The sequence below is a fragment of the Pantoea wallisii genome (genome assembly GCF_002095485.1).
GTDB lineage: Bacteria > Pseudomonadota > Gammaproteobacteria > Enterobacterales > Enterobacteriaceae > Pantoea > Pantoea wallisii.
Map to the genome: position 1 here is coordinate 33,500 of NZ_MLFS01000026.1, position 23,533 is coordinate 57,032.

Here is a 23,533-nt window from a genome sequence, read left to right on the forward strand (position 1 = left end):
CAGACAATTATTTTGCGGGCGGCCAGGTACTCAGGCGTGAATCAGCTTAAGTGAATCCTCTAATATTTTTGCGCCATTCATCATGCCGTAATCCATGCTATTTATGACGGAAATAGGTTTATTTAACTGCTGCGCCAGCGGCTGGAAGTCCGCCATCTTGTATTTAATCTGTGGCCCCAGCAGACAGCAGTCATAGTGGGCAATTTCATCATTAAACTCTTCAATCCCAACTGCTTTTATCTCAACATCGACGCCCTGCTCCTTCGCGGCTTTCTCCATTTTTTGCACCACCATGCTGGTGGACATTCCGGCGGCACAGCAGAGTAAAATCTTTGGCATGATGCGTTCCTTTAGGTGAGGTTTAATTAACGAATACACAGCCTAAAGATTTTCTGCAACCGGTTTCAGATTTGGTTTAAGGATTTGTGAGAAATATCAAACACCGCACTGAAATTTTATTAGTGATGCAATAATTGATCAGAGAGATTATGCAAATACGCGGGAGTGAAAGCACAAACAACGGCGCGCTGCTGCGCGCCGTGCCGGAGGGGCGATCAGGAGATGGCGGAATCTTTCTGCTTATCGGCTTCGAAATGCGCTTTAAATTGTTCGTAGATAGAGATCATATTTGAAGCGTCGCCATGCAGCGGGCTCAGTTTGCCAGCGCGTACCAGTTCAATCACCAGCTGCAAGGCAGCCTGCTTCGGGCTGCTCGCCGGATGGGCAATCTCATGAGACATCGGTTCATTACTCCTCAGTGTGTTTGTGTCGCACAGTTTAGCCCAGATTATGCTGTGAATGGGCGCACCGCTGGTTATCATCCGCCTGTTCGGACAAAAAAGCCGCTCTGACGGGTAATTGACGTTTAAGCGGTTTAGCTATACTTGATTAAAAAAAGGAACACACGGCCCCCTGGTCCGTAGCGCAGAAAGGGGCAAAAAGGAGTCGGTTATGTTGATTGGTTTTGTATTGTTAGTGAGCGCGTGCGGGCATGATGCCTGTGATGCCCTGCCGGTATCGGAGCGTATCTATCCCACAAAAGCCGCCTGTGAACAGATGGCCGATCGCATTCATAAGGTCCGGCCCAATGTGGTGTTACTCTGTGGTGAAGTGCACCGTTAATGGCGTCGTCTTTTTGTCATAGTCGCACATTTTTCACGCAAACAGCGTTGCAAGAATGGCTTGCAGCGTTCAAAATATAAGCTGTTTTACACTATTATCGTTGTGAACCCCATGAAGAAAACTCGCCCCCGTCGTCCCAACGGACGCTGGGTTTATTACATTTTGTATGATGGCATTCTTTGGCCCTGCCCGGTGCGCTGGGAGTGGGAGAGCGGCTTCGGCGGCTGGCTGCCCTTTTACTATTCGCCCACCTTTGAGTTTGTCGCGGGCGATCCGGACAAAGCGTATCGCATTGCGCGCAGCAGCGTGCGTAATGTGCGTCAGTCGCTGCATGAGAGTGAGTACGCCTGAGGCTTCAGAACTGCCACGGCAGCCATGAAGCCGTCAGCAGATAGTGCACCAGCTCCAGCACCAGTATCACCATCATCAGCACGCCCAGCTTGTGACGGCAGACCCAATCCTTCAGCCCCATATCATGGCCGCCCAGCGGATCAGCATCAGCGCGCCGCAGATGCACAGCAGCACCACAATCATTTTCCAGTGTTTTGTCGCAGCCAGTTTTTTTGCCACGTATCCTCCGGACAGCAGAAAGCAACGATGCGCCCACAGGCGCATCGCATAGTCTACCGCTGGTCACCCCGCAGGGCGATTAATTATTCAGCGTATAATCGAGCGTGATCTCCGCATTCAGCACCTGTGAAACCGGGCAGCCGGCTTTGGCTTTCTGAATGATCTCATCAAACTTCGCGTTATCAATGCCCGGCAGCCCGATGGTGCTGGTCAGCGCAATTTTGGTGATCGCGAAGCCTTCGCCTTTTTTGTCCAGCGAGACATCTGCAGTGGTGTCGATGCTTTCCGGCGGATGACCGGCCTGGCCCAGCATGAGCGACAGTGCCATAGAGAAGCAGGCCGCATGCGCTGCACCAATCAGCTCTTCCGGGTTGGTGCCCTTCTCGCCTTCAAAACGGGTATTAAATCCATAAGGCTGATTGTTCAGCACGCCGCTCTCGGTGCTCACGGTGCCTTTGCCTTTGATGTCGCCTTCCCAATGGGCCGATCCTTTCTTATGAATGGTCATGTCATTCCTCCTGTTAGTCAGACAGGTATTCAGTATAGACAAGCCTGCCCGCTTTGCCCGATTCAGCTCACCTTGTGCGCACGCGCCGGACTTAGTCCGGCCTCGCTAAGCAGCGCGTTAGCCTGCACCAGTGAATCCTGGGTGATCTCTGCAATAGATTTTGCCCCCGTTAGCGTCATCGCCACTTTCATCTCTTTCTCAATCAGGTTGAGCAGGTTCTCCACCCCGCGCTGACCGTGCGTCGCCAGCGCATAGATAAAGGCGCGCCCCAGCAGCACGCTATCCGCCCCCAGCGCAATCATGCGCACCACATCAAGGCCATTGCGAATACCGCTGTCGGCCAGGATAGTGATATCGCCCTTTACCGCATCGGCGATGGCGGGCAGCGCGCGCGCCGATGAGAGCACACCATCCAGCTGACGTCCGCCGTGATTGGAGACCACAATGCCATCGGCGCCAAAGCGCACCGCATCGCGCGCATCCTCTGCATCCAGAATGCCTTTAATCACCATCGGGCCGTCCCAGAACTCGCGGATCCACTCAAGGTCTTTCCACGAAATAGAGGGATCGAAGTTATTGGCCAGCCAGCCGATGTAATCTTCCAGACCGGTAGGTTTACCGAGGTAAGTCGAGATGTTGCCGAGATCGTGCGGGCGGCCGTGCAGGCCGACATCCCAGGCCCACTGCGGATGCGTGACCGCCTGCCAGTAGCGACGCAGCGCAGCATTCGGGCCGCTCATGCCAGAGTGCGCATCACGGTAGCGTGCGCCCGGCGTGGGCATATCAACGGTAAACACCAGCGTGGTACAGCCGGCGGCTTTGGCACGCTCCAGCGCATTGCGCATAAAGCCGCGATCGCGCAGCACATAGAGCTGGAACCACATCGGGCGATTGATCGCCGGCGCGACCTCCTCAATCGGGCAAAGGGAGACGGTTGAGAGCGTAAACGGAATGCCTTTCAGCGCGGCTGCCCGCGCCGCCTGCACTTCGCCGCGCCGCGCATACATCCCGCACAGCCCGACCGGGGCCAGCGCAACCGGCATCGACAGCGTTTCGTTGAACAGTTTGGTTTCGAGGCTCAGCGCGGACATGTTTTTCAGTACGCGCTGGCGCAGCGCAACATCAGAGAGATCGGCCACGTTGCGCCGCAGGGTGTGTTCAGCGTAGGCCCCGCCATCCAGATAGTGAAACAGGAACGGCGGCAGGATACGTTGCGCGGCAGCGCGATAGTCACTGGCAGCAGAAATGATCATCAGTTGGTCTCCTTGCGATTCGCTGGCGTCTCACCGGGCAGGCGGGTTATGCGCGCCTGGCGGGCTTCATCTTCATGCAGCGTTTTCATGGTGGTATGAACAAAGCCAAGGTGATCCATCGCCGCCTGGCGTGCCGCTTCGGCATCGCCCGCCATTACCGCATCGAACATCGCCTGATGCTGCGCGTTAAGCTGATTGAAGATCACCGGCTGGGTGTACATGCGCTGGCGGCTGTGCAGCACCGACGATTGCAGCAGGTCGAAAAAGCCGCGCATGGTCTGCAGCAGCACCAGATTGTGTGAGGCTTCGGCAATCGCGAGGTGAAAACGCAGATCGGCCTGCGCGGCGATATCGGGGTCGTCGCAGTCATTCATCCTGAGCAGCGCGTCAAAAGCCAGCCGCAGCCGCTCTTTATCGGCTTCCGTGGCGCGCAGTGCGGCGTGCCAGGCGGTGCTGGCTTCGATGGCATGACGCGCTTCCAGGATATCCCAGCGGTAGTCGGGATCGGCCGCCAGCAGCTGACGAATCGGCTCCACGATGCGCTGCTCTGACCAGGGTTCCTGCGGCTGGCGCAGCCAGGTGCCGCCGCCCCGTTTACTGATCAATACGCCGCTGCTGATCAACTGCTGGATCGCCTCACGGATCGACGAGCGCGAGGCACCAAACGCCGCAGCCAGCGCCCGTTCCGAGGGTAAACGCATGCCCGGTTGCAGCTGGTGGTCATCTATCCAGGCGCTAAGCCGCGCCCGCAGCGTATCCGCTAAGCGCGGCGAGGGTTCAATCATGGAATCATCCAGGTCAGTACGTAAGCCTGCAGTGTGGTAATAACCCCGACCATGCAGGTAAAAATCAGGCTGTGTTTGACGGTAAAGCGGAACAGATCGGACTCTTTACCCACCAGCCCGACGGCGGCACAGGCGATGGCAATCGACTGCGGTGAGATCATTTTTCCGGTGACGCCGCCCGTGGTATTGGCGGCGACCAATAGCACATCCGAGACGCCAATCTGCTGCGCCGTCGTGGCCTGCAGCGCAGCGAAGAGCGCGTTTGAGGAGGTATCCGAACCCGTCAGGAAGACGCCCAGCCAGCCGAGAAACGGCGAGAAGAAGGTGAACGCCTGCCCGGTGTGCGCCAGCGCCAGTGCCAGCGTGGCCGAAAGGCCGGAGTAGTTAGAGATAAAGGCGAACGCCAGCACCATCCCGATGGAGTAAATCGGCAGCGCCAGCTCCTTTAGCGTCTCTGCAAACGTGGCAAGGGCTGCCCGCGGCTTCATACGCAGCCAGATCACCGACAAAATCGCTGCCACCAGAATCGCCGTCCCGGTCGCCGAGACCACATCAAATTTAAACAGCGCGGCATACGGCGTGGCCGCACTGACCACAGGTGGCATGCGCGCCACCAGCTCATGCAGCAGCGGGACCGGCACGGTGAATACCCAGTCATACAGCGCGCCACCTTTGGCAAACAGCGCTTTAAACGGGGGAATGCTCCACAGCGTGACGGTCGCCGTCAGGAACAGGAACGGCATCCATGCACGCACAATCTGGCCCAGGGTATAGCGCGGTCCACTGCGCGTGGGATCCACCGCCGTCTCTTCATCGAAGCGAAAAATACGTACCGGCTGCCAGCGACGCAGAAACAGCGTCAGACAGATGAGCGAAGCCAAAGACGAAATGATATCCGGCAGCTCCGGGCCAAGGAAGTTAGAGCTGAGGAACTGCGCAATCGCAAACGAGCCGCCTGCCACGATCACCGCCGGCCAGGTCTCTTTGATGCCGCGCCAGCCATCCATGATCGCCATAATCCAGAACAGCACAATCAGGGTAAGGAACGGCAGTTGACGTCCGGCCATCTGCCCAATCTGAAAACTGTCCAGCCCGGTCACCTGTCCGGCGACGATGATGGGAATGCCCATGGCGCCAAACGCCACCGGCGCCGTGTTAACGATCAGGCAGAGCCCGGCCGCGTAGAGCGGCTTAAAACCCAGTCCGACCAGCAGCGCTGCGGTGATCGCTACCGGTGCGCCAAAGCCCGCAGCGCCCTCAAGAAAGGCCCCAAACGAGAAGCCGACAATCAGCATTTGCAGACGCTGATCGGGGGTTATCGAAAGAATGGAGCGCGGATAATATCGAACTGGCCCGTTTTCACTGAGATCTTGTAGACAAACACCGCTGCCACAATGATCCACGCAATCGGCCACAGACCGTAGAAAAAGCCATACACCACCGAAGCCAGCGCCTGCCCCACTGGCATGCCATACAGCAGCAGCGCCACCAGCAGCGCCAGCACCACAGTGGCAGTGCCCGCCTGATAGCCTTTTAGCTTGAGCTTAATCAGCGCGAAGAAGAAGAATACAATCGGAATGACCGCGACCAGGCTGGATAGCCAGAGATTGTTGAGCGGATCGTAATTTTGTTGCCACACCTGCATGCCGTTTTCTCCAGAGATCACCAGATTGCTGCAGCGCATCGGCAAAATCTAGGGTGCGCCGCAGGGATTTGCCCTCTTCTCAGTGAAATTGGTAGGACCACATTTCAGCAGGCGGGCTTTCTGGCTCCAGATAGTTAATGCATTGTTAAGTCATTGCAACGAAGCAGGCGTTATTTTTCGCGATATGTGACGATGTGGCAACATTTCAACGTGTTTGGTAGGACCAATTATCAGCTGGTTGAACCAAAAGCGCGACGGTAGCTGTGCGGATGAAAGCGCAGATTTAGCGCAATCAGGCCCAGCGTAATGGCGCTCTGCAGCAGCCAGACGCTGTGAAAGCTGTGCGTCACCGCCTGTAGCTGTCCGGCGATAAAGGGCATGCAGCCTGCGATGATAAAACCCGCGCCCTGCATAAAAGCCACCAGCCGCGCACCGGCCTGCGGATGCGGCAGGTGATCCAGCGCCAGCACAATCGCCAGCGGAAACGCCGCGCCAAGACCAAAGCCGGCGATGGCGGCCCAGAGCCACGGCGCCAGCAGCGGTGCGCAAAGAAAACCACCCATGCCGGCTAACTGACAGGCCAGGCTGACGATCAGCTGAGGCCGGCGGTCGGCTCTGCGCGCCAGCAGCGGCATCAGCAGCGCGCCAGCCACCTGGCACAAAATCATCACCCCTAACAGCGAGCCGCCCGCCTGCGCTGACCAGCCGAGCGCATGATAGGCATCCGGCAGCCACGCCACGCAGGTGGCGTAGCCGCCGTTCACCAGCCCAAAGCTCAGCGCCAGCGCCCAGGCGCGCGGCTTACGCCAGAGCGACGGCACTGCTGCATTCGCGGCGCGTGGTCCCTCCGGTACGCACACGTATCGCCACAGCGCAACCGCCAGCAGCACGGGCAGCGCCCAGCCGGCCAACGCCAGCGACCAGCCAAGCTGTGCGCTCAGCCATGGCGACAGCGCCGCCGCGAGACCGCCGCCGCCCATCAGCGCACCAGCCCACAGGCCGGTTACCGGGGCGCTGTGCCGGGCAAAACGCTGGCGAATCAGGCCCGGCATCGCCATCTGCACCACGCCCACGCCGAGCCCGGCGAAGAGCGCGCTGACCACCAGCCAGCGGCCGTCATCGATCGCGCCCCGCGCCGCCAGCGCCAGCAGCAGCAGCGTTAACCCGGCCAGTAACAGACGCTGCAGCGAAACCCGCTGCATCAGTGAAGCACTCATCAGCGCCACCACCCCCATCATGATCATTGGCACGGCGGGCAGCAGTGAAGCCATGAGCGGCGTCAGGCCCATCGCCTGGCGCAGCTGTCCAAGTAACGGGCTGACGGAGGTCAGTAACGGACGCATATTCAGCCCGGCCAGCACCAGTGCCGCAAGCGTCAGTCCGCTGGATTGTCGATTCATATATCACTCTGCTGTGGAAAGCTTGTCAGGATTACCGCAGACGATACTATTTGGAAATGAAATATCACCATAGCGAGCAGTGGAAAAATGAATCGCCAGCCTATGTTTACCCCGCAGCAGCTGCTGAGCTTTGTTGCCGTCTGTGAAACCGCCAGCTTTACCCGCGCCGCCGCGCGCGTGCACCTTTCACAATCTACCGTTAGCCAGCAGGTGCGGCGGCTGGAGGAGATGGTGGGTAAAGCGCTGCTGGAGCGGACCTCGCACCAGGTCGTGCTAACCGAAGAGGGGGAAAAGCTGCTCGGCTATGCGCGGCGTATCATTGCCCTGAATGGCGAAGCGCACGATGTCCTGAACAATACATGGCGTGACGGCATTCTGCGCCTGGGCGTGCCGGAAGATTTTGCAGCGCCCACCGCCGGCCTGCTGGCGCAGTTCAGCCGCGCCCATCCCCAACTGCGCCTGGATGTCATGAGCGGCATGTATGTCGATCTCCATCGGGCATGGCAGCGTGAAGAGCTGGATATTATGCTGATCAAGCAGCCGGGCGGTGAGCGCCCGCTGGCTTCGCGTCCGGAACCGCTGCTCTGGCTGGACAGTGCCGCGCACCCCTGCTTTGAGCAGACGCCCGTGCCGCTGGTGGTGTTTCCGCAGCTCGGGTTGTATCGCGAAGAGATGTGTCAGACGCTGGATAGCCTCGGTCGCAGCTGGCGCATCAGTTACAGCAGCGCCAGCCTGGTCGCCCTCGCCAGCGCCAGCGCCGCCGGTTTGGGCCTCACGCTACTGCCTGCCAGCTGCCGTCAGCCCGGCCATCGCGTTATCGGTGACGCACAAGGCTTGCCGCCTGTTACCCATTTCGAACTGGCGCTGTTCTGCCGTGCGCCGCAGGATGCGCTGCAGCAGTCGCTGGCCGCCGCGTTAGTGGCGTTCTGTCATCTGCAGTGGCAGTGATTTTTCCACTGCTTAGCAGTGGGAAATATCGCAGCGCGACGGCCGCGGTTTTGCCAGATTAGGCGTTTCCCCTGTAAAAGGAGCCTCTGATGAGCATGACTTCCCCCAGCCGGCGCGACTTTTTGAGCCAGAGCGTCCGTCTTACCGCCGCCGGTAGCCTGATGGCTGCCGGCATGAGCTATGCCGCACAGACGGCCGCTGCCCCGACTCAACAACCGCAGGCGCCCTTGCCGGTCAGCGACCACTATCAGCTGCTGAATGTCCGCCTCGAAGAGGGCTTTGAGCGCGACGGCAATGCGGTAATTGCTACGCGTACCGCGCTGTATGATCTCACGGTACGCGAGGGTAAATTCAGCGCAATTGAGGCGGCCGGCACGGCGCGTAACGCACAGCGACCGCAGTGGGATGCGGCAGGCGCGCTGCTGCTGCCGCGCACCCGTGATATGCATATTCACCTGGATAAAACCTTCTACGGCGGGCCGTGGCAGGCTCCGCGCCCGCGCCAGGGCAAAACCATTATGGATATGATTGCGCGCGAGCAGGTGCTGATCCCTCAACTGCTGCCCACTTCGCAGGCGCGCGCTGAAGCACTGATTGGCCTGCTGCACAGCAAAGGGACAACCGAAGCGCGCAGCCACTGCAACATCGATCCGGTCAGCGGTCTGCAGAGCCTGGAGCATCTGCAACTGGCGCTGGCAAAAAACCCGGCGTTCCCCTGCGAAATTGTTGCTTTTCCGCAGCACGGTTTACTGCATTCGCAGGTGGATGGTTTGATGCGTGAAGCGATGCAGATGGGCGTGCAGTATGTCGGCGGGCTGGATCCCACCAACGTTGATAACGCGATGGAGGCGTCACTGGATGCGATGTTCCAAATCGCTCTGGATTTCGATCGCGGCGTGGATATCCATCTGCATGAAACCAGCGCCTCCGGTGTCGCGGCGATTCAGTATATGGTCGATACCATCGCTAAAAACCCGTCGCTAAAAGGCAAAGTGACGCTGAGCCACGGTTTTGCCCTCGCGACGCTGGAGGGCAGCGCGCTGGATCAGCTGATTACCGGCATGGCGGAGCAGCAGATGAGCGTGGCCTCAACCCTTCCGATTGGCAAACTGACGATGCCGCTGCCACAGCTCCAGGCCGCGGGCGTCACGGTCATGACAGGCACCGATAGCGTCATCGATCACTGGTCGCCGTTTGGCACTGGCAGCATGCTGGAGAAAGCGAATCTTTACGCGCAGCTTTACCGGGGTTCGGATGAGTTTGGCCTGAGCCGTGCGCTGCATATCGCCACCGGCGGGCTGTTACCGCTGTCTGATCGTGGCGAACGTCAGTGGCCGATGCTGCAGGATGAAGCCAGCATGATGCTGGTGGAGGCCAGCTGCTCTGCTGAAGCCATCGCTCGCATCTCACCGGTACGCGCCACCTTCAGCAAAGGTAAGCCGGTCTTTGCCGCGTGACAGGCTGAGACAACACATCCAATGCAAAAAGCCTCCGTGCGGAGGCTGTGAGACGAAACCGGGGCGGCACGCGCCCCATCTGGATGCTGGATTACGATAACATCTGAATGGCCAGCGCATACAAACGCTGGTGCTCATCGTCACTGACAGGCTCTTCTTCCGCGTAACAGGCAATCATCGAGCTGACTTTATCCGAGGATAAGGACTCTCCATGCAGGTGCAGGGTTAACACGGCGCGGCCGACGATTTTCAGAATGTCCTCGTTTTGTCCCTGGACGTAATGACTCAATGAAATGACCTCTGAAGTTTTAATCGATCGCCAAATGGCGCGCTAAATATAAAGCAATGCGCGGCAATTTTTTAATCAGAATTTACGCACCGGCATGAAAATATAAGCACAACATCAATGAAATTGCCGGGATATCGCGCCATCCGGCCCTTTTCTTTGCGGCTAATTTCATTTCCTGCCTTGAAAACGCAAGATGCGGCGTCAGAGCGGCAGTAGCGAAATTCGGAAAATTCATTAAAACTTTGCGATAATTACTGCTGTAATTTTATTCGCACGATCCATCTGCCAGAGGTTTTCGTACCGCTCTGGGTCGCGCGATTTGCCATTGCCGATAGCGGCCCTTTCTGCCAGACTGGCCGCCGCCATCCTCCCTGCTATCAGAGACATTTTTGTGACTGCTTTTTCTACCCTGACGCAACTGCCTTCCAGCCAGCTCGACAACCTGCGCGAGATGGGCTTCGACGCCATGACGCCGATTCAGGCGGCCTCCCTGCCCGCGATTCTTGACGGGCGCGACGTGCGTGCGCAGGCGAAAACCGGCAGTGGCAAAACGGCTGCTTTTGGTGTGGGCCTACTCAACCGCATCGATAACAGCCGCTTCCATACCCAGGCGCTGATCCTGTGCCCGACGCGCGAACTGGCCGATCAGGTCAGTAACGTTCTGCGTCAGCTGGCCCGCTTCACCCGTAATATTAAAATTCTGACGCTGTGCGGCGGCCAGCCCATGAGCGCGCAGCGTGACTCACTGGTGCACGCGCCGCACATTGTCGTGGGTACGCCGGGACGTATCCTTGATCACCTCAAGCGCGATAATCTGGATCTGACTCAGCTGCAAACGCTGGTGCTGGATGAAGCAGACCGCATGCTGGAGATGGGCTTCCGGGATGATATGGAAGCGATCATTGGCTTTACCCCTGAAGCGCGCCAGACGCTGCTGTTCTCCGCCACCTGGCCTGACACCATCGCCAGCCTGAGCCAGCGCTTTCAGCGTGATGCGCTGGCGGTTGCCACTGAAGATGCGACTGAACTGCCGGCCATTGAACAACAGTTTATTGAAGCCAGTGCCAGCGAGCGTAGCCAGCTACTGTGCGCCCTGCTGAGCCAGCAGCAGCCAGCCTCCTGCGTGGTGTTCTGCAACACCAAGCGCGAATGTGATGACATCGCCGCGGTGCTTAACGATCGCGACATCAGCGCACTGGCGCTGCACGGCGATCTGGAGCAGCGCGACCGTGAGCGTGTGCTGATTCGCTTCGCCAATGGCAGCATTCGCGTACTGATTGCCACCGATGTTGCCGCGCGCGGACTGGATATCAAATCACTGGCGCTGGTGGTCAATTTCCAGCTGGCCTGGGACCCGGAAGTGCACATTCACCGCATCGGGCGTACTGGCCGCGCGGGTGAGAAAGGTCTCGCAGTCAGTTTTGTCGCGGCCGATGAGATGGTGCGCGCGCATGCACTGGAAGATTATCTGCAGCAGAAGCTGAACTGGGTGCCGTCTGGCACGCTGAAAGGCCACGCCGCACAACCGCTGCCCGCCGCCATGATGACGTTATGCATTGATGGCGGCCGCAAAGCCAAGATCCGCCCGGGGGATATTCTGGGCGCGCTGACCGGTGAAGCGGGTTTCAGTGGCGATCGTATCGGTAAAATCGATCTGACGCAGACGCACGCTTATGTCGCCATTGACGCCGCACTGGCAAAGAAAGCCCTGATCAAGCTGAAAGAGGGCAAGATCAAAGGCAAAAGCGTACGCGCTATCCTGCTGAAATAGTTACAGCCAGGCGTGAGGGCGATCGCCCTTGCGCTAAAATTTCACTTCTGCTCCCTTCATTTTTTCCCCTCGCTGCCGATAAGTTAATCATGGCACTTTTGCCCTGCCCTTTTTCCGCCCAGATTCTGCCCCGAGGCCATGATGGATAATTTTCAGAAAGAGATCGATGAACGCGCCAATCTTGCGCTTTCCAATAAGTTCGAACTGCTGCTATTCCGGTTGGGTTCCGATCAGCTGAAAGGCAAATCTGAGCTGTACGGCATCAACGTATTCAAACTGCGTGAAATTGTGCCGATGCCCACCATTACCCGCGCCGCCGGCATGCACTCGCCGCTGCTGGGGATGGCGAGCATCCGCGGCCAGTTTATTCCGGTTATTGATCTGCCGGCGATCACCGGCTGCAAACCGGAAACCGGCCTGAATCTCCTGCTGGTGACTGAATATGCCCGTAGCACGCAGGCGTTTGCGGTGGAGTCAGTGGAGAACATTGTCCGTCTTGACTGGAACCAGGTGCACACCGCAGAAGCGGGCATCGGCAGCCGTAACATCACCAGCATCGCCTGTCTCGATACCGACGGGCAGAGCAATAATCTGGCGCTGGTGCTGGACGTTGAGCAGATTCTGTATGACATCATCCTTCCGTGCGCGGCGTGGAGCCGGGTGAAGAGACGGTGAAAAACTTCAACCTTAAGCCGGGTCAGGTGGCGATTGTCGCTGAAGACTCCAAAGTGGCGCGTCAGCTACTGGAGCAGGGACTGAAGAGCATGGGCATTCCGGCCATGATGTTTAATACCGGCCTGGAAGCCTGGATAAAAATCAGCGAAATGCAAAAAGAGGCGCAGGCCAACGGCGAATCGATCAACGATAAAATTGCGCTGGTACTGACCGATCTTGAAATGCCGGAGATGGATGGATTTACCCTGACGCGTAACATTAAGCGCGGCGAAGGGCTGCGTCAGATCCCGGTGGTTATTCACTCTTCGCTATCCGGTAGCGCCAACGAAGATCACGTGCGCAAAGTGGGTGCTGACGGCTACGTAGCGAAGTTTGAGATCAACGAACTCTCCAGCGTGATTCACGGTGTGCTGGAGAAGAAGCGCTAAGCCGCTCGCCCGATTCTGCTCTCCCTGAGGCGCGACTTTCGCGCCTTTTTTACGCCTCGTCTCAACGCCATGCGCTCCCTTTTTCCGGACCATCGATAACTCAAGCGTTAGCCCGCCTTACCATTTTGTGACGCACATCAAAAAATTAAAGTTAACACATTAGCAACCGATAACTGTAGCGCCTGCGCCAGTACTGCCATACCAGCACGCTGACGTTCAGAAGCATCTTTTCTATACAGAACATCGAGATACTGCCGGTAACTTGCCGGCTTTTGCGTTTTATATCCGTACTTTTTAACATCACAGGGAGAACCAATGTTGAGCCTGAAAAATATGAAGGTCGGCGTCCGTTTGGGCATCGCCTTTGGTTTAGTCGTGGCACTGCTGGTGGTAGTAGGCGTGACCTCCATCATGAAAATCAACAATATTAAAAGCGGCATCACCACTATCGTTGAAGATCGCTATGTCAAAGTGCGCCTTGGCTTTGAAGTGCGCGACGGCGTTAACGATCAGATTAAATATCTGCGCGGTATTGTCATTGATACCACGCGTCCCGAGTTCAACGTGCAGCGCTACCAGCAGCTGGCAGAGGCGACCGCGCAGACCAATAGGGCGATGAAGAGGATCGAAGCGATCCAGATCACTGCGGTAGGTAAGAAGAAGATCGCCGGTCTTCTGGCTGCCAGCCAGCTGTTTGAGCAGCAGAAAAATGAGGTGCTCGATCTGGTTCGCGCCGGTAAAGCGGACGAAGCCAGCTACTACGTCCTGAAGAAGATCACCAGCACGCAGAATGCCTATCTGAACAGCGCGGTGGCGTTTGCAGATTCCCAGTCGAACCAGCTGCAGCAGGAGGGGCTCGGCATCATTAAAGATGGATCGGTGGCGATTGAGGTTACGCTGATCTTCTCAGCGATCGCCATCGCTGCAGCCATTGTACTGGGCTTTATGCTGACGCGCTCCATTGTGCAGCCGCTTAATGAAGCGGTGGCCATCGCGGGCAAAGTTGCCGCGGGCGATCTGAGCTCACACATTCAGGTGCGCAGCAAAGATGAGACCGGGGCGCTGATGCAGGCGCTGCAAACCATGAACGATAATCTGCTGACCATCGTCTCTAACGTGCGCGCCGGTTCCGATACCATCGCCGTGGCGTCAAATCAGATCTCCAGCGGCAATATCGACCTCTCTTCACGCACCGAGCAGCAGGCCAGCTCGCTGGAAGAGACCGCCTCCGCGATGGAGCAGATGACGGCAACGGTGAAACACAACGCGGAGAACGCGCGTGAAGCCAACTCGCTGGTGGCGAAGACATCCGGCGTGGCGAAAGAGGGCGGTGAAGTGATGGAGCAGGTGATTGAGAAGATGGAGGCCATTGCGCTGTCATCGAAGAAGATCGTCGATATCATCAGCGTCATTGACTCTATCGCCTTTCAGACTAACATTCTGTCGCTTAATGCGGCGGTGGAAGCCGCGCGCGCCGGCGAGCAGGGGCGCGGATTCGCCGTTGTCGCCAGCGAGGTACGCAATCTGGCGCAGCGTTCCGCGTCCGCCGCTAAAGAGATCAAGGTGCTGATTGAGGACTCCGTTGTGAAGGTGGATGAAGGTAATCAGCTGGTCACGCACGCCGGCTCTACCATTGGTGAAGTGGTCAGCAGCGTGAAAAGCGTGGCGGAGATCATGAGTGAAATCACCATCGCCAGCAGCGAACAGAGTAGCGGCATCAGTGAGATCAACCTGGCGATTACTCAGATGGAAGCCGTAACGCAGCAGAACGCCGCACTGGTCCAGGAGGCATCAGCCGCCTCGCAGGCCCTGCAGGAGCAGGCCGATCGTCTGGCGCAGTCGATGAGCGTGTTCAAAACTGCAGCCGTCTGATTTGCCCGACAGGAGAATGGCGGCCCAACGGGTCGCCAGGGTAACAGCGGCGAAGCGCCACGCGCTGCCGCTGCTACTCGTACCTTAACTTAGCAGCGAATAGGCAATCGATGAGATCGCCAGCACACCCACTATCACTACAAACACATTGCTGATTTTGCCGCTGTACTGGCGCATCGCCGGAACTTTCTGAATCGCATACATCGGCATCAGGAACAGAATCATGGCAATGACCGGACCGCCCAGCGTCTCAATCATGCCAAGAATGCTCGGGTTGAGCGTCGCCACCAGCCAGGTTGTCAGCAGCATAAACAGCGTAGTGATACGGTTCATTTTCTGCGGCGTAATGCTTTTGCCGCGGCTGCGTAACGACTTAACCACCATGCCGTTAAAGCCTTCGCGCGCGCCCAGGTAGTGACCAAGGAAGGATTTGGTGATCGCGACAATCGCCACAATCGGCCCCAGCCATGCAATCATCGGTACATCAAAATGGTTAGCCAGATAGCTCAGGATGGTGATGTTCTGCGCTTTTGCCGCCTGTAAATCAGCCGGCGAGAGGCTTAGCACGCAGCTGAAGACAAAGAACATCACGGTAACCACCATCATCAGGTGAGCGCTGGCGAGAATGCGCGAGCACCGCTTCTCTGCCCCTGCCCCGTACTCAGCGCGCTTCGCCACCGCAAACGACGAGATAATCGGTGAGTGGTTAAAGGAGAACACCATCACCGGAATGGCCAGCCACAGCGTCATCCAGAGCGTGCTGCCGTTGCTGCTATGGCTGAATGAAAGCGTCTCCAGCGCGGCCCCGTGCCAGTGCGGCACCAGATAAACCGCCAGCAGCATCAGCACGGCAACAAACGGGAACACCAGCACGCTCATCGCTTTGACGATCATCTGCTCACCAAAGCGCACCACCGTCATCATGCCGATGATCAGAATCAGCGCCAGCAGCGCGCGCGGCGGCGCTACCAGCCCAAGCTGGTGCACGATAAAGTTATCGACGGTATTGGTGATCGCCACGCTGTACATCAGCAGGATGGGATAGATAGCAAAGAAATAGAGCAAGGTAATAATTTTACCGGCGCCGCGGCCAAAGTGCTCCTCCACCACGTCGGTAATATCTGCACCAGGGTTTTTACCGGAGAGCACAAAGCGGGTCAGCGCGCGGTGCGCAAAGAACGTCATCGGAAACGCCAGCAGCGCCATGATAATCAGCGGCATCAGGCCGCCTGCCCCGGCGTTAATGGGCAGGAACAGCACGCCAGCGCCAATCGCCGTGCCGTACAGGCCCAGCATCCATACGGTGTCACTCTTCTGCCAGCCCTTAGCAGCAGCCTCAACCGTACCCAGGGTACCGGTTTGTGAGTTGTCCATCTGTCTCTCCAAAATCATCTTCAACATGCAGCCGGCACAACGGCTGACAATCAGGATACGGGCACGTCAATCGCCCCGGCCAGTCACCGCGCACATGCTAACCGCTTTTCGCTTTTCCGGTTGGGCTGAATGCAAGACATGCATCACAAAGGGAGTAAAAATGCGCAACATGGCGATTAAAGCAGCAAAAACGCATGAAACATGCACGCAAACGATTGCATGGCCGCTATTTCACCTGAGATGCGGCCGAAGTGCAAGCCGGGCCCGCCAGAATAGACAGCAGAAACCGTCGGACCTGCCAGATTTAGTAGTCGTCAAGCGCAAACTGGATAAACCGCCACACCCGATAAAAACAGAGATCGTTATCGTACTCTTAAGGCAATTTTGCGCGATTTTCTGCTGAAAATTTCCCTGACCTGGGGCCAGGACGAGTGCCTTAGCCCAAATATTTTTTAAAGAAAGCCCGCGTATGCCGATAACGCTAACAGTGCCTTTATCAGTGAGCCCGAAATGATCAGTCTGCAAACCAACATGCCAGCTCTCAGTGCCAACAAGCAGTCCGCTAAAAGCGGCGCGGCGCTGAGCGAGGCGATTCGTAATTTATCCTCAGGGATGCGGATTAACAGTGCGCGCGACGATGCAGCAGGCCAGGCCATCTCTAACCGTTTCAGCAGTCAGCAGAGCGGATTAGCCGTGGCGCAGCGCAATACCGGCGACGGTTTATCGCTGGTAGAGACCGCAGAGAGCGCACTGGATGAGATCAACAACCGCCTGCAGCGTGTTCGTCAGCTGGCGGTGCAGGGGCTGAACAGCACCAACTCACAGAGTGATTCAGATGCAATTCAGGCGGAGATCAACCTCAATCTGAAAGAGATCGATCGTCTGAATACCACCTCCAGTTTTAACGGCATCCGGCTGCTTGACGGCAGCGCCGGGAAACTTGGCTTCCAGGTGGGCGCTAACGATAACGAAAAGATCATGCTGGATCTCTCTGCGCCGGGTTTCGACGTGGATGCGCTGGGCCTGAAGGATTTGGTGATCAGCGGTATCAGCGGCAAAGTGACCAACGTGACAACGCTGATTGGACTTGCCACCAATATGGCCTTTTCCAATCCGGCCATTACCGTTAACTACTCGCCGGCGGGCAATGCGTCTCAGCTGGTGAGCAGCAGCGCCAATAATCGCCAGTATATCCAGAGCACCGACACTGACGGTAAGCCACTCTACTACCTTGCGGCGGTCAGCGCGCGCTGGGATACGGCCACGGCGGCGGGTAACGTGCTGATCAGTCGCGGCGCGCCGACACCGCTGTACAACACGGTAAGCAGCGTGCCCGCCCGTAGCATTCCGGCAGTCAATTTCCAGGACGATAGCGGCAACGCATTAGGTTCCACGCCGCCCGCGACCTTAACGCTGGATAACGGTCAGTACTACATTGAGCAAAACAGCACCTACTACCCGGCGACCCTAAGCTTTGGCAGCAGCGGCGCCATCACGGCGCAGATGAGCAGCGCGCCGTCAAAAACCGACAGCGATTTTGCTACGCCGCCAGCAGCCGTGACCAGCACACCGGATATCGCGCTGAGCAGCGCGACCGTCAACTTCAGTGATGCCAGCGGCAATGCCATCAGTAACGGCCGTCTGCTGCGCAGCGGGTCGCAGTATGTGCTGGAAGTGGATAACGGCGGCGGCAACTACCGCTATTACAATGCCAGCGTGACCGCCAGCTCTGACGGCAGCAGCAACACGCTCAACGTGGCGGCAAGCAGCGCCAGCAGCATTAACAGTTTTTCAGCGGTCAACAGCGTGACCGGCACCTCTTATATCACGCTGGATCCGGCAAACGTGGAGGTGCGTTACACCGATACCGAGGGCAACAGCAGCAGTGACGTGCTCAGGCTCGATGCCGACGGCGCATACTATATGGATGTGCCGAACGGTACGCTGGATAAGACGGCCACCTTTGTCAGTAATGATAATACCGGCATGATGATGCTGAAAACGCTGCAGGGCGTGGGTGATGTGCAGATTTACTTCCAGGCCGGCATCTCATCCACCACGGATGTGTCGTCCAATATCACCACGACGCGCGTGTCAGAGATGGGCACAGCGATCCGCCTGAAGCATCCTGATGATCCGCTCGCGACGCTCGATCGCGCTATCGCCCGGGTGGATAGCCAGCGCACGCAGTTTGGTGCCATTGCCAACCGGTTAACCTCCGCGCAGACGCTGCAGAGTAGCGCAACGTCCGCTATCGCCGCCGCGCGCTCACGCATCCAGGATGCAGATTACGCGACGGAGGTGTCAAATATGTCGCGTCAGCAGATTCTGCAACAGGCCAGCACTTCGCTACTGGCGCAGGCCAATCAGCTGCCGCAGCAGGTGCTGAAGCTGTTACAGGGCTGATGACGGTGAAGATTGTGTTTTATGCCCGCTGGCGGCCCTGTCGGGTCGCCACTACGACGGTTACCCCCATGATCCTGTGATGGCGATCCGAAAGCGCGCCACGACAACCAAACCCACATCATCCCGCCAGCCGGGCGTTTTCATCGTCGTTCACAGATAAATGCGGTGAGCGCCCGTAGCGCCGGAGGCACCAGCCGGTGACCGGGATAATATAAACAGAGCGCGCCAAGGTTAACCTGCCATGCGGGCAGCAGCTGTACTAACCGGCCCGCCTGGAGATCCGCCATAATATGCAGCTCCGACAGGCAGGCAACGCCTAATCCCGCCAGCGCCGCCTGGTGCAGGGAAGCCATATCGCTCACCGCAAAGCGCACATCCCCCTGCAATTTATAGCGCTGCTGCTGGTTAGCCAGCTCCCAGCGATAGACGCTGCCATCCGACATCCGCATGCACAGCAGAGCGTGCTCGCGCAGCGCTTCCGGTGTCTGGGGCGCCGCCACGCGGGCCAGATAGTCCGGCGATGCCACCACAACCATGCGCAGCGCAGGCGTGAGCGTTAACGCAATCATATCGGCAGGCACATCCTCAGCCAGCCGAATCCCGGCATCGAATCCCTCGGCCACAATGTCCACTTTCCTGCGCTGGCTATACATATCCACGCGGATGCGCGGGTAGCGCTGTAAAAAAGGCAGCAGAATAGAGGAATACCACAGCGAGTGGCTCTCTGGCGGCACGTTGAGGCGCAGCGTCCCGGCGGGATCGTCCGGTTCGCTGGCGATCTCCTCTGCCGCACGGCGGATCATCGCCAGCGCCGGGGTAATTTTCTCTACATAGCGTTGCCCGGCCTCGGTCAGCGCCACGCTGCGGGTGGTGCGATTAAACAGGCGCGCACCCAGCCGCTGCTCCAGCCCGGCAATGGCGTTGGTCACCGCCGAAGGTGACATCTCCAGCTCGCTGGCGGCTGCGGTAAAGGTACCGCGCCGCGCTACCGCCAGCACGATCTCCAGTTCAGTGATACCTGTCCGGTTCATGGATTATTCCGTTTCACGTAATACCCTTTGCAGGGCAAGGCGGATTATCGCTACAGCGGGAGCATGTTACGTTTTCAGCCACGCAATATTCCCTCAGGAGCTTAGCCATGCACGTCATCGAACACATCTACATTAATGGCCGTTTTGTTACCCCGGCGGGGAACGAATGGCTGGATATTATCAAACCTGCTGACGGCAGCGTAATAGGCAGAGCACGCCTTGCCGATGCCCGTGATGCCGAACGCGCCATTGCTGCGGCACACGCCGCCTTCCCTGCCTTTGCCCAAACCAGCGTGGCGCAACGTCTTGCGCTGCTGGAGCAGATGTATGAGGCCGTCACCCGCTGCCAGGATGAGCTGCACGCCGCAGTGCTGGAGGAGTACGGCGCCCCCGCTTCGCGCTCCGCGTGGATGAGCACTTACCCGGCCAGCGTGATTCGCAGCGTTATTGATGAACTGCGGGTGTATCCGTTTGAACAGCAGGCCGGACGCGCCCGCGTGCGGATGGTGCCGCTGGGCGTTGCCGGGCTGATCACCCCCTGGAACAGCAATGCGGGTTTTATCTGCCATAAACTGGCAACCGCCATTGCGGCGGGCTGCACCACGGTCATCAAACCCAGCGAGTTTAGCCTGTTACAGACCAGAGTGATTGCAGAAGCGCTGCACCGCGCCGGTTTGCCCGCCGGCGTGTTCAATATCGTCACCGGCCGCGGCGACACCACCGGCAGCGCCATCAGCACACATCCGCAGGTGGCGAAGATCTCCTTTACCGGTTCTACCGCGACCGGCAAAGCGATTTTGCGCAGCGCCGCTGACACCTTTAAACGCGTCACGCTGGAGCTGGGCGGCAAATCACCGACCCTGATTCTGCCGGATGCCGATGCTGCGCAGGCCGCTGAGCTGGCCGTGCAGGCCGGCTTCATCAATAGCGGGCAGGCCTGCATCGCCGGCACGCGCATTCTGGTACCGGTGCAGCGCAAAGCGGAGTTCGAACGCGCGCTGGCGGCCGCCGTCGAGGCTCAGATCTCCGGCGATCCCGCAGAGGCAGCCACCACCATCGGGCCGATGGTGAATGAGAAGCAGTGGCAGCGCGTGCAGCACTATATTGCGCTGGGCGAGCAGCAGGGTGCGCGTCTGCTGGCGGGTGGACCCGGCCGCCCGGCGGGCCTGCGCCAGGGCTGGTATATCCGACCCACGCTGTTCACGGATGTCACGAATGATATGACCATTGCACGCGAAGAGATCTTCGGCCCGGTGCTCAGCATCATCAGCTATCGCGACGAAGCCGACGCTATCGCCCTTGCTAACGACACCGATTACGGCCTGTCGGCGCTGGTGATCGGTAAAGATGAACAGCGTGCGCGGGAAGTGGGTGAACAGATTCTGGCCGGACGCGTGATGATCAATACGCTGGCGCACGAACCTCGCGCGCCGTTTGGCGGCTTCCGTCACTCCGGCATTGGCCGGGAGATGGGCCAGTGGGGCATCAGCGCGTTTCTTGAGCCGCGTGCGCTGACGCTCGCCTGAGGCGGGTTGCGGTTGATCTGGCGGTCCGGGCGGGCCGCCATGCCTGTCATGCTCGCGCCTCTTTCAGCAACTGCTGAATCACCTTCTCCTGCTCTTCATAGTTGCCTTCACCAAACGCGGTGTAGCGCAGCTGGCCGTGTGCATCGAAGATGTAGTGCGCGGGCCAGTACTGATTACCAAAACGGTTCCAGATGCTGTAATTGTTATCCGCCACTACGGTATATGGCAGCTGCCAGCGCGTAATCGCGCGCTGCAGCGCCTTTTCATCCCGCTCCCACGGGTACTCCGGCGTGTGCACGCCGACGACCACCAACCCGTCACGTTGATACTTATTGGCCCAGTCGCGCACGTGCGGCAGCGTATGCTGGCAGTTAATGCAATCCCAGGTCCAGAAATCGACCAGTACCACTTTGCCCTTTAGCGTGGCAGGCGTCACCGGCGTCCCGTTCAGCCAGGCCGTGCCCCCCTCCAGCGACGGTAAGGCGCTGCTGGTTTGCGGCAGGCTCACCGGCTCCAGGCGCACTTTGGGTGCCGGCGTGGTCAGCCACTGGCTCAGCTGCTGCTCCAGGTTCAGGGCAAAAGCGGGCGCTGCCTGCAGCTGGCTCTGTGAGCCGGTCACGATCACGCCTACCGAGGCGAGCATCAGCACGCCCGCCGCCTGACGCAGCCGCGCACTCATCGCCAGCCCCGGACGCAGTCGCGCTACCAGCGAGCGTCCGGCAAAATAGAGCAGCGCCAGCATCAGCGCGGCACCGCTGCCATACGCCAACAGTAACACGCCAACCGACAGCGGATGGTCGCCCACGACGGCCAGGCTGAGGATCGCGCCCAGCACCGGTCCGGCACAGGGCGACCACAGCAGACCGGTTGCCAGGCCAGCCAGCAGCGCGGCGAGCACGCCGCTACGCCGCTGGCTGGCATCGTTGAGGCGGTTACCCAGCGCGACAAACGGCCGGGTGACGCGTTGGGCGATACGCGTGGAGATTAACGTCAGCGCGGCCAGCGCCAGGAACAGCAGCGCCAGATAGCGACCAATGCTGGTGACCTGACTGACCCAGTGACTGGTGAGCGATACCAGCAGCGCCACCAGCGTGAACATTAAGACCATCCCGCTCAGCAGTGCCAGCAGCTGTCCGCGACGGCCGCGTACGCTGGCAAATACAAAAGGAATAATCGGTAAGGTACAGGGGCTGAGCAGCGTCAGCATCCCGGCGAGAAAAGCGATAAGCAGTGTCATAGAGAACCTCATACGGTGGATAAACGTCTGCGCGTCCGGCAGTACGTCTATTACATCCACCGCATGTGTTCAGGCTGTGTCGGCGCAACGCCGTTTTGTCGGGTTATGTGTGTAACGGGCAGGGAGATACATCAGGTTACACATCCTGCTGCCGCAGGATGATGCACGCCTCCAGCCCGCCAGCAGCCCGGTTACGCAACTGCAGGCTACCTGCCATCTGGCTCACCAGTTGGGTGGCGATCGCCAGGCCGAGCCCGGTACCGCCGGTGTGGCGATTGCGTGAACTCTCCACACGATAGAATGGCTCCAGCACCGCCTGTAACGCCTCTTCCGGGATGCCGGGCCCGTTATCACGTACCCGAATCTCCACGCTGTCACCCTGGGGTGAACAGAGTTCAACCTCCGCTTCGCCGCCGAACTTCAGCGCATTGTCGATCAAATTGGTCATGATGCGCCGTAGCGCCTGCGGCCGCACGGCGAAGGTGTCATGGCCCGTGCACGGTACAAAGTTCACCGCTTTGCCAACATCCTGATAGTCACAGACCACGCTATCCAGCAGCGCGTTGAGGCTGACGCTCTGGCGCTTCTCCTCCAGCACTTCCGATGAGCGCGCATAGGCGATGCCCTCGCGTACCAGACGGCTCATGTTATCGAGATCGCTCAGCAGCTTGTCGCGCAGCTCAGGCTGTTCCGCCATCTCCACCCGCAGCTTCATGCGCGTAATCGGGGTTTGCAGATCGTGGGAGATGGCCGCGAGAATTTGCGCGCGCGCTTTGAGGTGTTCCTGAATCCGCAGCTGCATAGCGTTAAACGCGCGCGCCGCCTGCTGCACTTCATCCGGGCCATTCTCTGCCATCAGCTGGGCGTTGCTGGCAGCCGGTTTGAGCGCATCGACCGCCTGGGTAAAGCGCATAAACGGCCGCACCACCTGCCGCACCGCCAGCCATGCGCAGCACAGCAGCAGCAGCAGCTGACCAATCAGCACCAGCGGCAGCCAGCGCGCAATTGCCGGCATACGCGGCCAGAGATCGAGCGTGAGCGGTGCGCCATCGTGTAGCGTCAGATGTACCTGAATATGCTCTCGCGGCCCCGGAATCGCATGAATGCTCATCTGATAGCGCCCGCCGAGCGTCTCCTGCAGGGAGCGCACCGCGTCGCGCGCGCGCCAGCTGGAGGGGTACGGCCCCGCTTCGCCCGGCGACAGACTGTAGCGATAGTTGCCGCGCGCCAGCTTCG

The 23,533-nt window shown here is 58.9% G+C and carries 20 protein-coding genes and 2 pseudogenes; 9 read left to right on the forward strand and 13 right to left on the reverse strand.

Translation table 11 applies throughout. The features are described from left to right. Positions 1-30: 30 nt before the first annotated feature. Positions 31-339, reverse strand: a complete 309-nt coding sequence (locus HA48_RS11135; protein WP_128601370.1) for a PTS sugar transporter subunit IIB — start codon at positions 337-339, stop codon at positions 31-33. Positions 340-554: 215 nt separating this feature from the next. Further along, on the reverse strand, positions 555-740 hold the full coding sequence (locus HA48_RS11140) for a hypothetical protein (protein WP_021507248.1): 186 nt from the start codon (positions 738-740) through the stop codon (positions 555-557). 211 nt (positions 741-951) lie between these two features. On the opposite strand from HA48_RS11140, the gene HA48_RS22190 reads away from it, so the two are divergent. Both HA48_RS22190 and HA48_RS11145 read left to right on the forward strand, forming a co-directional pair. Then, positions 952-1,122 carry a hypothetical protein gene (locus HA48_RS22190; protein ID WP_167377150.1) on the forward strand — a complete coding sequence of 57 codons (171 nt, stop codon included), beginning with the start codon at positions 952-954 and terminating at the stop codon, positions 1,120-1,122. Positions 1,123-1,233: 111 nt separating this feature from the next. Next, positions 1,234-1,473, forward strand: a complete 240-nt coding sequence (locus tag HA48_RS11145) for a hypothetical protein (protein ID WP_128601371.1) — start codon at positions 1,234-1,236, stop codon at positions 1,471-1,473. Between the two features lie 111 nt (positions 1,474-1,584). Here the strand turns inward: HA48_RS11145 and yniD are convergent, their stop codons facing one another. From yniD to HA48_RS11170, 6 genes and pseudogenes are all read right to left on the reverse strand, one after another. Further along, a complete protein-coding gene (gene yniD / locus HA48_RS22475; protein ID WP_021507251.1) occupies positions 1,585-1,692 on the reverse strand; it encodes a small membrane protein YniD in 108 nt (35 codons plus the stop codon). 79 nt (positions 1,693-1,771) lie between these two features. After that, a complete protein-coding gene (locus HA48_RS11150) occupies positions 1,772-2,200 on the reverse strand; it encodes an OsmC family protein (protein WP_128601372.1) in 429 nt (142 codons plus the stop codon). Between the two features lie 62 nt (positions 2,201-2,262). Beyond that, positions 2,263-3,453 (reverse strand): FMN-dependent L-lactate dehydrogenase LldD, encoded by a 1,191-nt coding sequence (lldD, locus tag HA48_RS11155; protein ID WP_128601373.1) that lies wholly within the window; start codon positions 3,451-3,453, stop codon positions 2,263-2,265. Next, the gene (gene lldR, locus HA48_RS11160) at positions 3,453-4,238 is read right to left on the reverse strand and encodes a transcriptional regulator LldR (protein ID WP_128601374.1); all 786 of its coding nucleotides are present in this window, start codon (positions 4,236-4,238) and stop codon (positions 3,453-3,455) included. Before lldR ends, lldD begins: the two co-directional genes overlap by 1 nt. Next, positions 4,235-5,883 (reverse strand): annotated as a pseudogene (lldP, locus tag HA48_RS11165) (L-lactate permease). The gene lldR and the pseudogene lldP overlap by 4 nt, the downstream one beginning before the upstream one ends. Before the next feature lie 230 nt (positions 5,884-6,113). Further along, the gene (locus HA48_RS11170) at positions 6,114-7,283 is read right to left on the reverse strand and encodes a cyanate transporter (protein ID WP_128601375.1); all 1,170 of its coding nucleotides are present in this window, start codon (positions 7,281-7,283) and stop codon (positions 6,114-6,116) included. A gap of 87 nt (positions 7,284-7,370) precedes the next feature. Here HA48_RS11170 and HA48_RS11175 point away from each other — a divergent pair, with 87 nt between their 5' ends. Beyond that, on the forward strand, positions 7,371-8,231 hold the full coding sequence (locus HA48_RS11175) for a LysR family transcriptional regulator (protein ID WP_128601376.1): 861 nt from the start codon (positions 7,371-7,373) through the stop codon (positions 8,229-8,231). 89 nt (positions 8,232-8,320) lie between these two features. Then, positions 8,321-9,688 (forward strand): amidohydrolase family protein, encoded by a 1,368-nt coding sequence (locus tag HA48_RS11180; protein ID WP_128601377.1) that lies wholly within the window; start codon positions 8,321-8,323, stop codon positions 9,686-9,688. A gap of 91 nt (positions 9,689-9,779) precedes the next feature. On the opposite strand, the gene HA48_RS11185 is transcribed toward HA48_RS11180, so the two are convergent. Next, complete coding sequence (locus tag HA48_RS11185) at positions 9,780-9,977, reverse strand: hypothetical protein (protein ID WP_128601378.1); 198 nt, start codon at positions 9,975-9,977, stop codon at positions 9,780-9,782. Positions 9,978-10,368: 391 nt separating this feature from the next. On the opposite strand from HA48_RS11185, the gene dbpA reads away from it, so the two are divergent. The 3 genes and pseudogenes from dbpA (at position 10,369) to HA48_RS11200 (ending at position 14,723) form a co-directional block, all read left to right on the forward strand. Further along, positions 10,369-11,748 (forward strand): ATP-dependent RNA helicase DbpA, encoded by a 1,380-nt coding sequence (gene dbpA / locus HA48_RS11190; protein ID WP_128601379.1) that lies wholly within the window; start codon positions 10,369-10,371, stop codon positions 11,746-11,748. 141 nt (positions 11,749-11,889) lie between these two features. Beyond that, positions 11,890-12,851 (forward strand): annotated as a pseudogene (locus tag HA48_RS11195) (chemotaxis protein). Positions 12,852-13,166: 315 nt separating this feature from the next. After that, the gene (locus tag HA48_RS11200) at positions 13,167-14,723 is read left to right on the forward strand and encodes a methyl-accepting chemotaxis protein (protein ID WP_128601380.1); all 1,557 of its coding nucleotides are present in this window, start codon (positions 13,167-13,169) and stop codon (positions 14,721-14,723) included. A gap of 84 nt (positions 14,724-14,807) precedes the next feature. Here the strand turns inward: HA48_RS11200 and HA48_RS11205 are convergent, their stop codons facing one another. After that, positions 14,808-16,097 (reverse strand): HAAAP family serine/threonine permease, encoded by a 1,290-nt coding sequence (locus HA48_RS11205; RefSeq protein ID WP_128601381.1) that lies wholly within the window; start codon positions 16,095-16,097, stop codon positions 14,808-14,810. Positions 16,098-16,607: 510 nt separating this feature from the next. On the opposite strand from HA48_RS11205, the gene HA48_RS11210 reads away from it, so the two are divergent. After that, a complete protein-coding gene (locus HA48_RS11210) occupies positions 16,608-18,503 on the forward strand; it encodes a flagellin N-terminal helical domain-containing protein (RefSeq protein ID WP_128601382.1) in 1,896 nt (631 codons plus the stop codon). A gap of 140 nt (positions 18,504-18,643) precedes the next feature. On the opposite strand, the gene HA48_RS11215 is transcribed toward HA48_RS11210, so the two are convergent. Then, on the reverse strand, positions 18,644-19,534 hold the full coding sequence (locus HA48_RS11215) for a LysR family transcriptional regulator (protein ID WP_128601383.1): 891 nt from the start codon (positions 19,532-19,534) through the stop codon (positions 18,644-18,646). A gap of 107 nt (positions 19,535-19,641) precedes the next feature. Between HA48_RS11215 and HA48_RS11220 the strand changes: the two genes are divergently transcribed. Next, complete coding sequence (locus tag HA48_RS11220; RefSeq protein WP_128601384.1) at positions 19,642-21,060, forward strand: aldehyde dehydrogenase family protein; 1,419 nt, start codon at positions 19,642-19,644, stop codon at positions 21,058-21,060. 46 nt (positions 21,061-21,106) lie between these two features. Here HA48_RS11220 and HA48_RS11225 read toward each other — a convergent pair whose 3' ends face one another. Beyond that, positions 21,107-22,297, reverse strand: a complete 1,191-nt coding sequence (locus tag HA48_RS11225; protein ID WP_128601385.1) for a cytochrome c biogenesis protein/redoxin — start codon at positions 22,295-22,297, stop codon at positions 21,107-21,109. Positions 22,298-22,433: 136 nt separating this feature from the next. Continuing rightward, positions 22,434-23,533, reverse strand: a 1,100-nt coding sequence (locus tag HA48_RS11230; RefSeq protein ID WP_128601386.1) for a sensor histidine kinase, incomplete at its 5' end; no start/stop codon positions are given.

Bases quoted from the DNA above. Each gene is read 5' to 3' on its own strand.
- HA48_RS11135 (WP_128601370.1), bottom strand. From the start codon at position 339: ATGCCAAAGATTTTACTCTGCTGTGCCGCCGGAATGTCCACCAGCATG.
- HA48_RS11140 (WP_021507248.1), bottom strand. From the start codon at position 740: ATGTCTCATGAGATTGCCCATCCGGCGAGCAGCCCGAAGCAGGCTGCC.
- HA48_RS22190 (WP_167377150.1), top strand. From the start codon at position 952: ATGTTGATTGGTTTTGTATTGTTAGTGAGCGCGTGCGGGCATGATGCC.
- HA48_RS11145 (WP_128601371.1), top strand. From the start codon at position 1,234: ATGAAGAAAACTCGCCCCCGTCGTCCCAACGGACGCTGGGTTTATTAC.
- HA48_RS11150 (WP_128601372.1), bottom strand. From the start codon at position 2,200: ATGACCATTCATAAGAAAGGATCGGCCCATTGGGAAGGCGACATCAAA.
- lldD (WP_128601373.1), bottom strand. From the start codon at position 3,453: ATGATCATTTCTGCTGCCAGTGACTATCGCGCTGCCGCGCAACGTATC.
- lldR (WP_128601374.1), bottom strand. From the start codon at position 4,238: ATGATTGAACCCTCGCCGCGCTTAGCGGATACGCTGCGGGCGCGGCTT.
- HA48_RS11170 (WP_128601375.1), bottom strand. From the start codon at position 7,283: ATGAATCGACAATCCAGCGGACTGACGCTTGCGGCACTGGTGCTGGCC.
- HA48_RS11175 (WP_128601376.1), top strand. From the start codon at position 7,371: ATGAATCGCCAGCCTATGTTTACCCCGCAGCAGCTGCTGAGCTTTGTT.
- HA48_RS11180 (WP_128601377.1), top strand. From the start codon at position 8,321: ATGAGCATGACTTCCCCCAGCCGGCGCGACTTTTTGAGCCAGAGCGTC.
- HA48_RS11200 (WP_128601380.1), top strand. From the start codon at position 13,167: ATGTTGAGCCTGAAAAATATGAAGGTCGGCGTCCGTTTGGGCATCGCC.
- HA48_RS11205 (WP_128601381.1), bottom strand. From the start codon at position 16,097: ATGGACAACTCACAAACCGGTACCCTGGGTACGGTTGAGGCTGCTGCT.
- HA48_RS11210 (WP_128601382.1), top strand. From the start codon at position 16,608: ATGATCAGTCTGCAAACCAACATGCCAGCTCTCAGTGCCAACAAGCAG.
- HA48_RS11215 (WP_128601383.1), bottom strand. From the start codon at position 19,534: ATGAACCGGACAGGTATCACTGAACTGGAGATCGTGCTGGCGGTAGCG.
- HA48_RS11220 (WP_128601384.1), top strand. From the start codon at position 19,642: ATGCACGTCATCGAACACATCTACATTAATGGCCGTTTTGTTACCCCG.
- HA48_RS11225 (WP_128601385.1), bottom strand. From the start codon at position 22,297: ATGACACTGCTTATCGCTTTTCTCGCCGGGATGCTGACGCTGCTCAGC.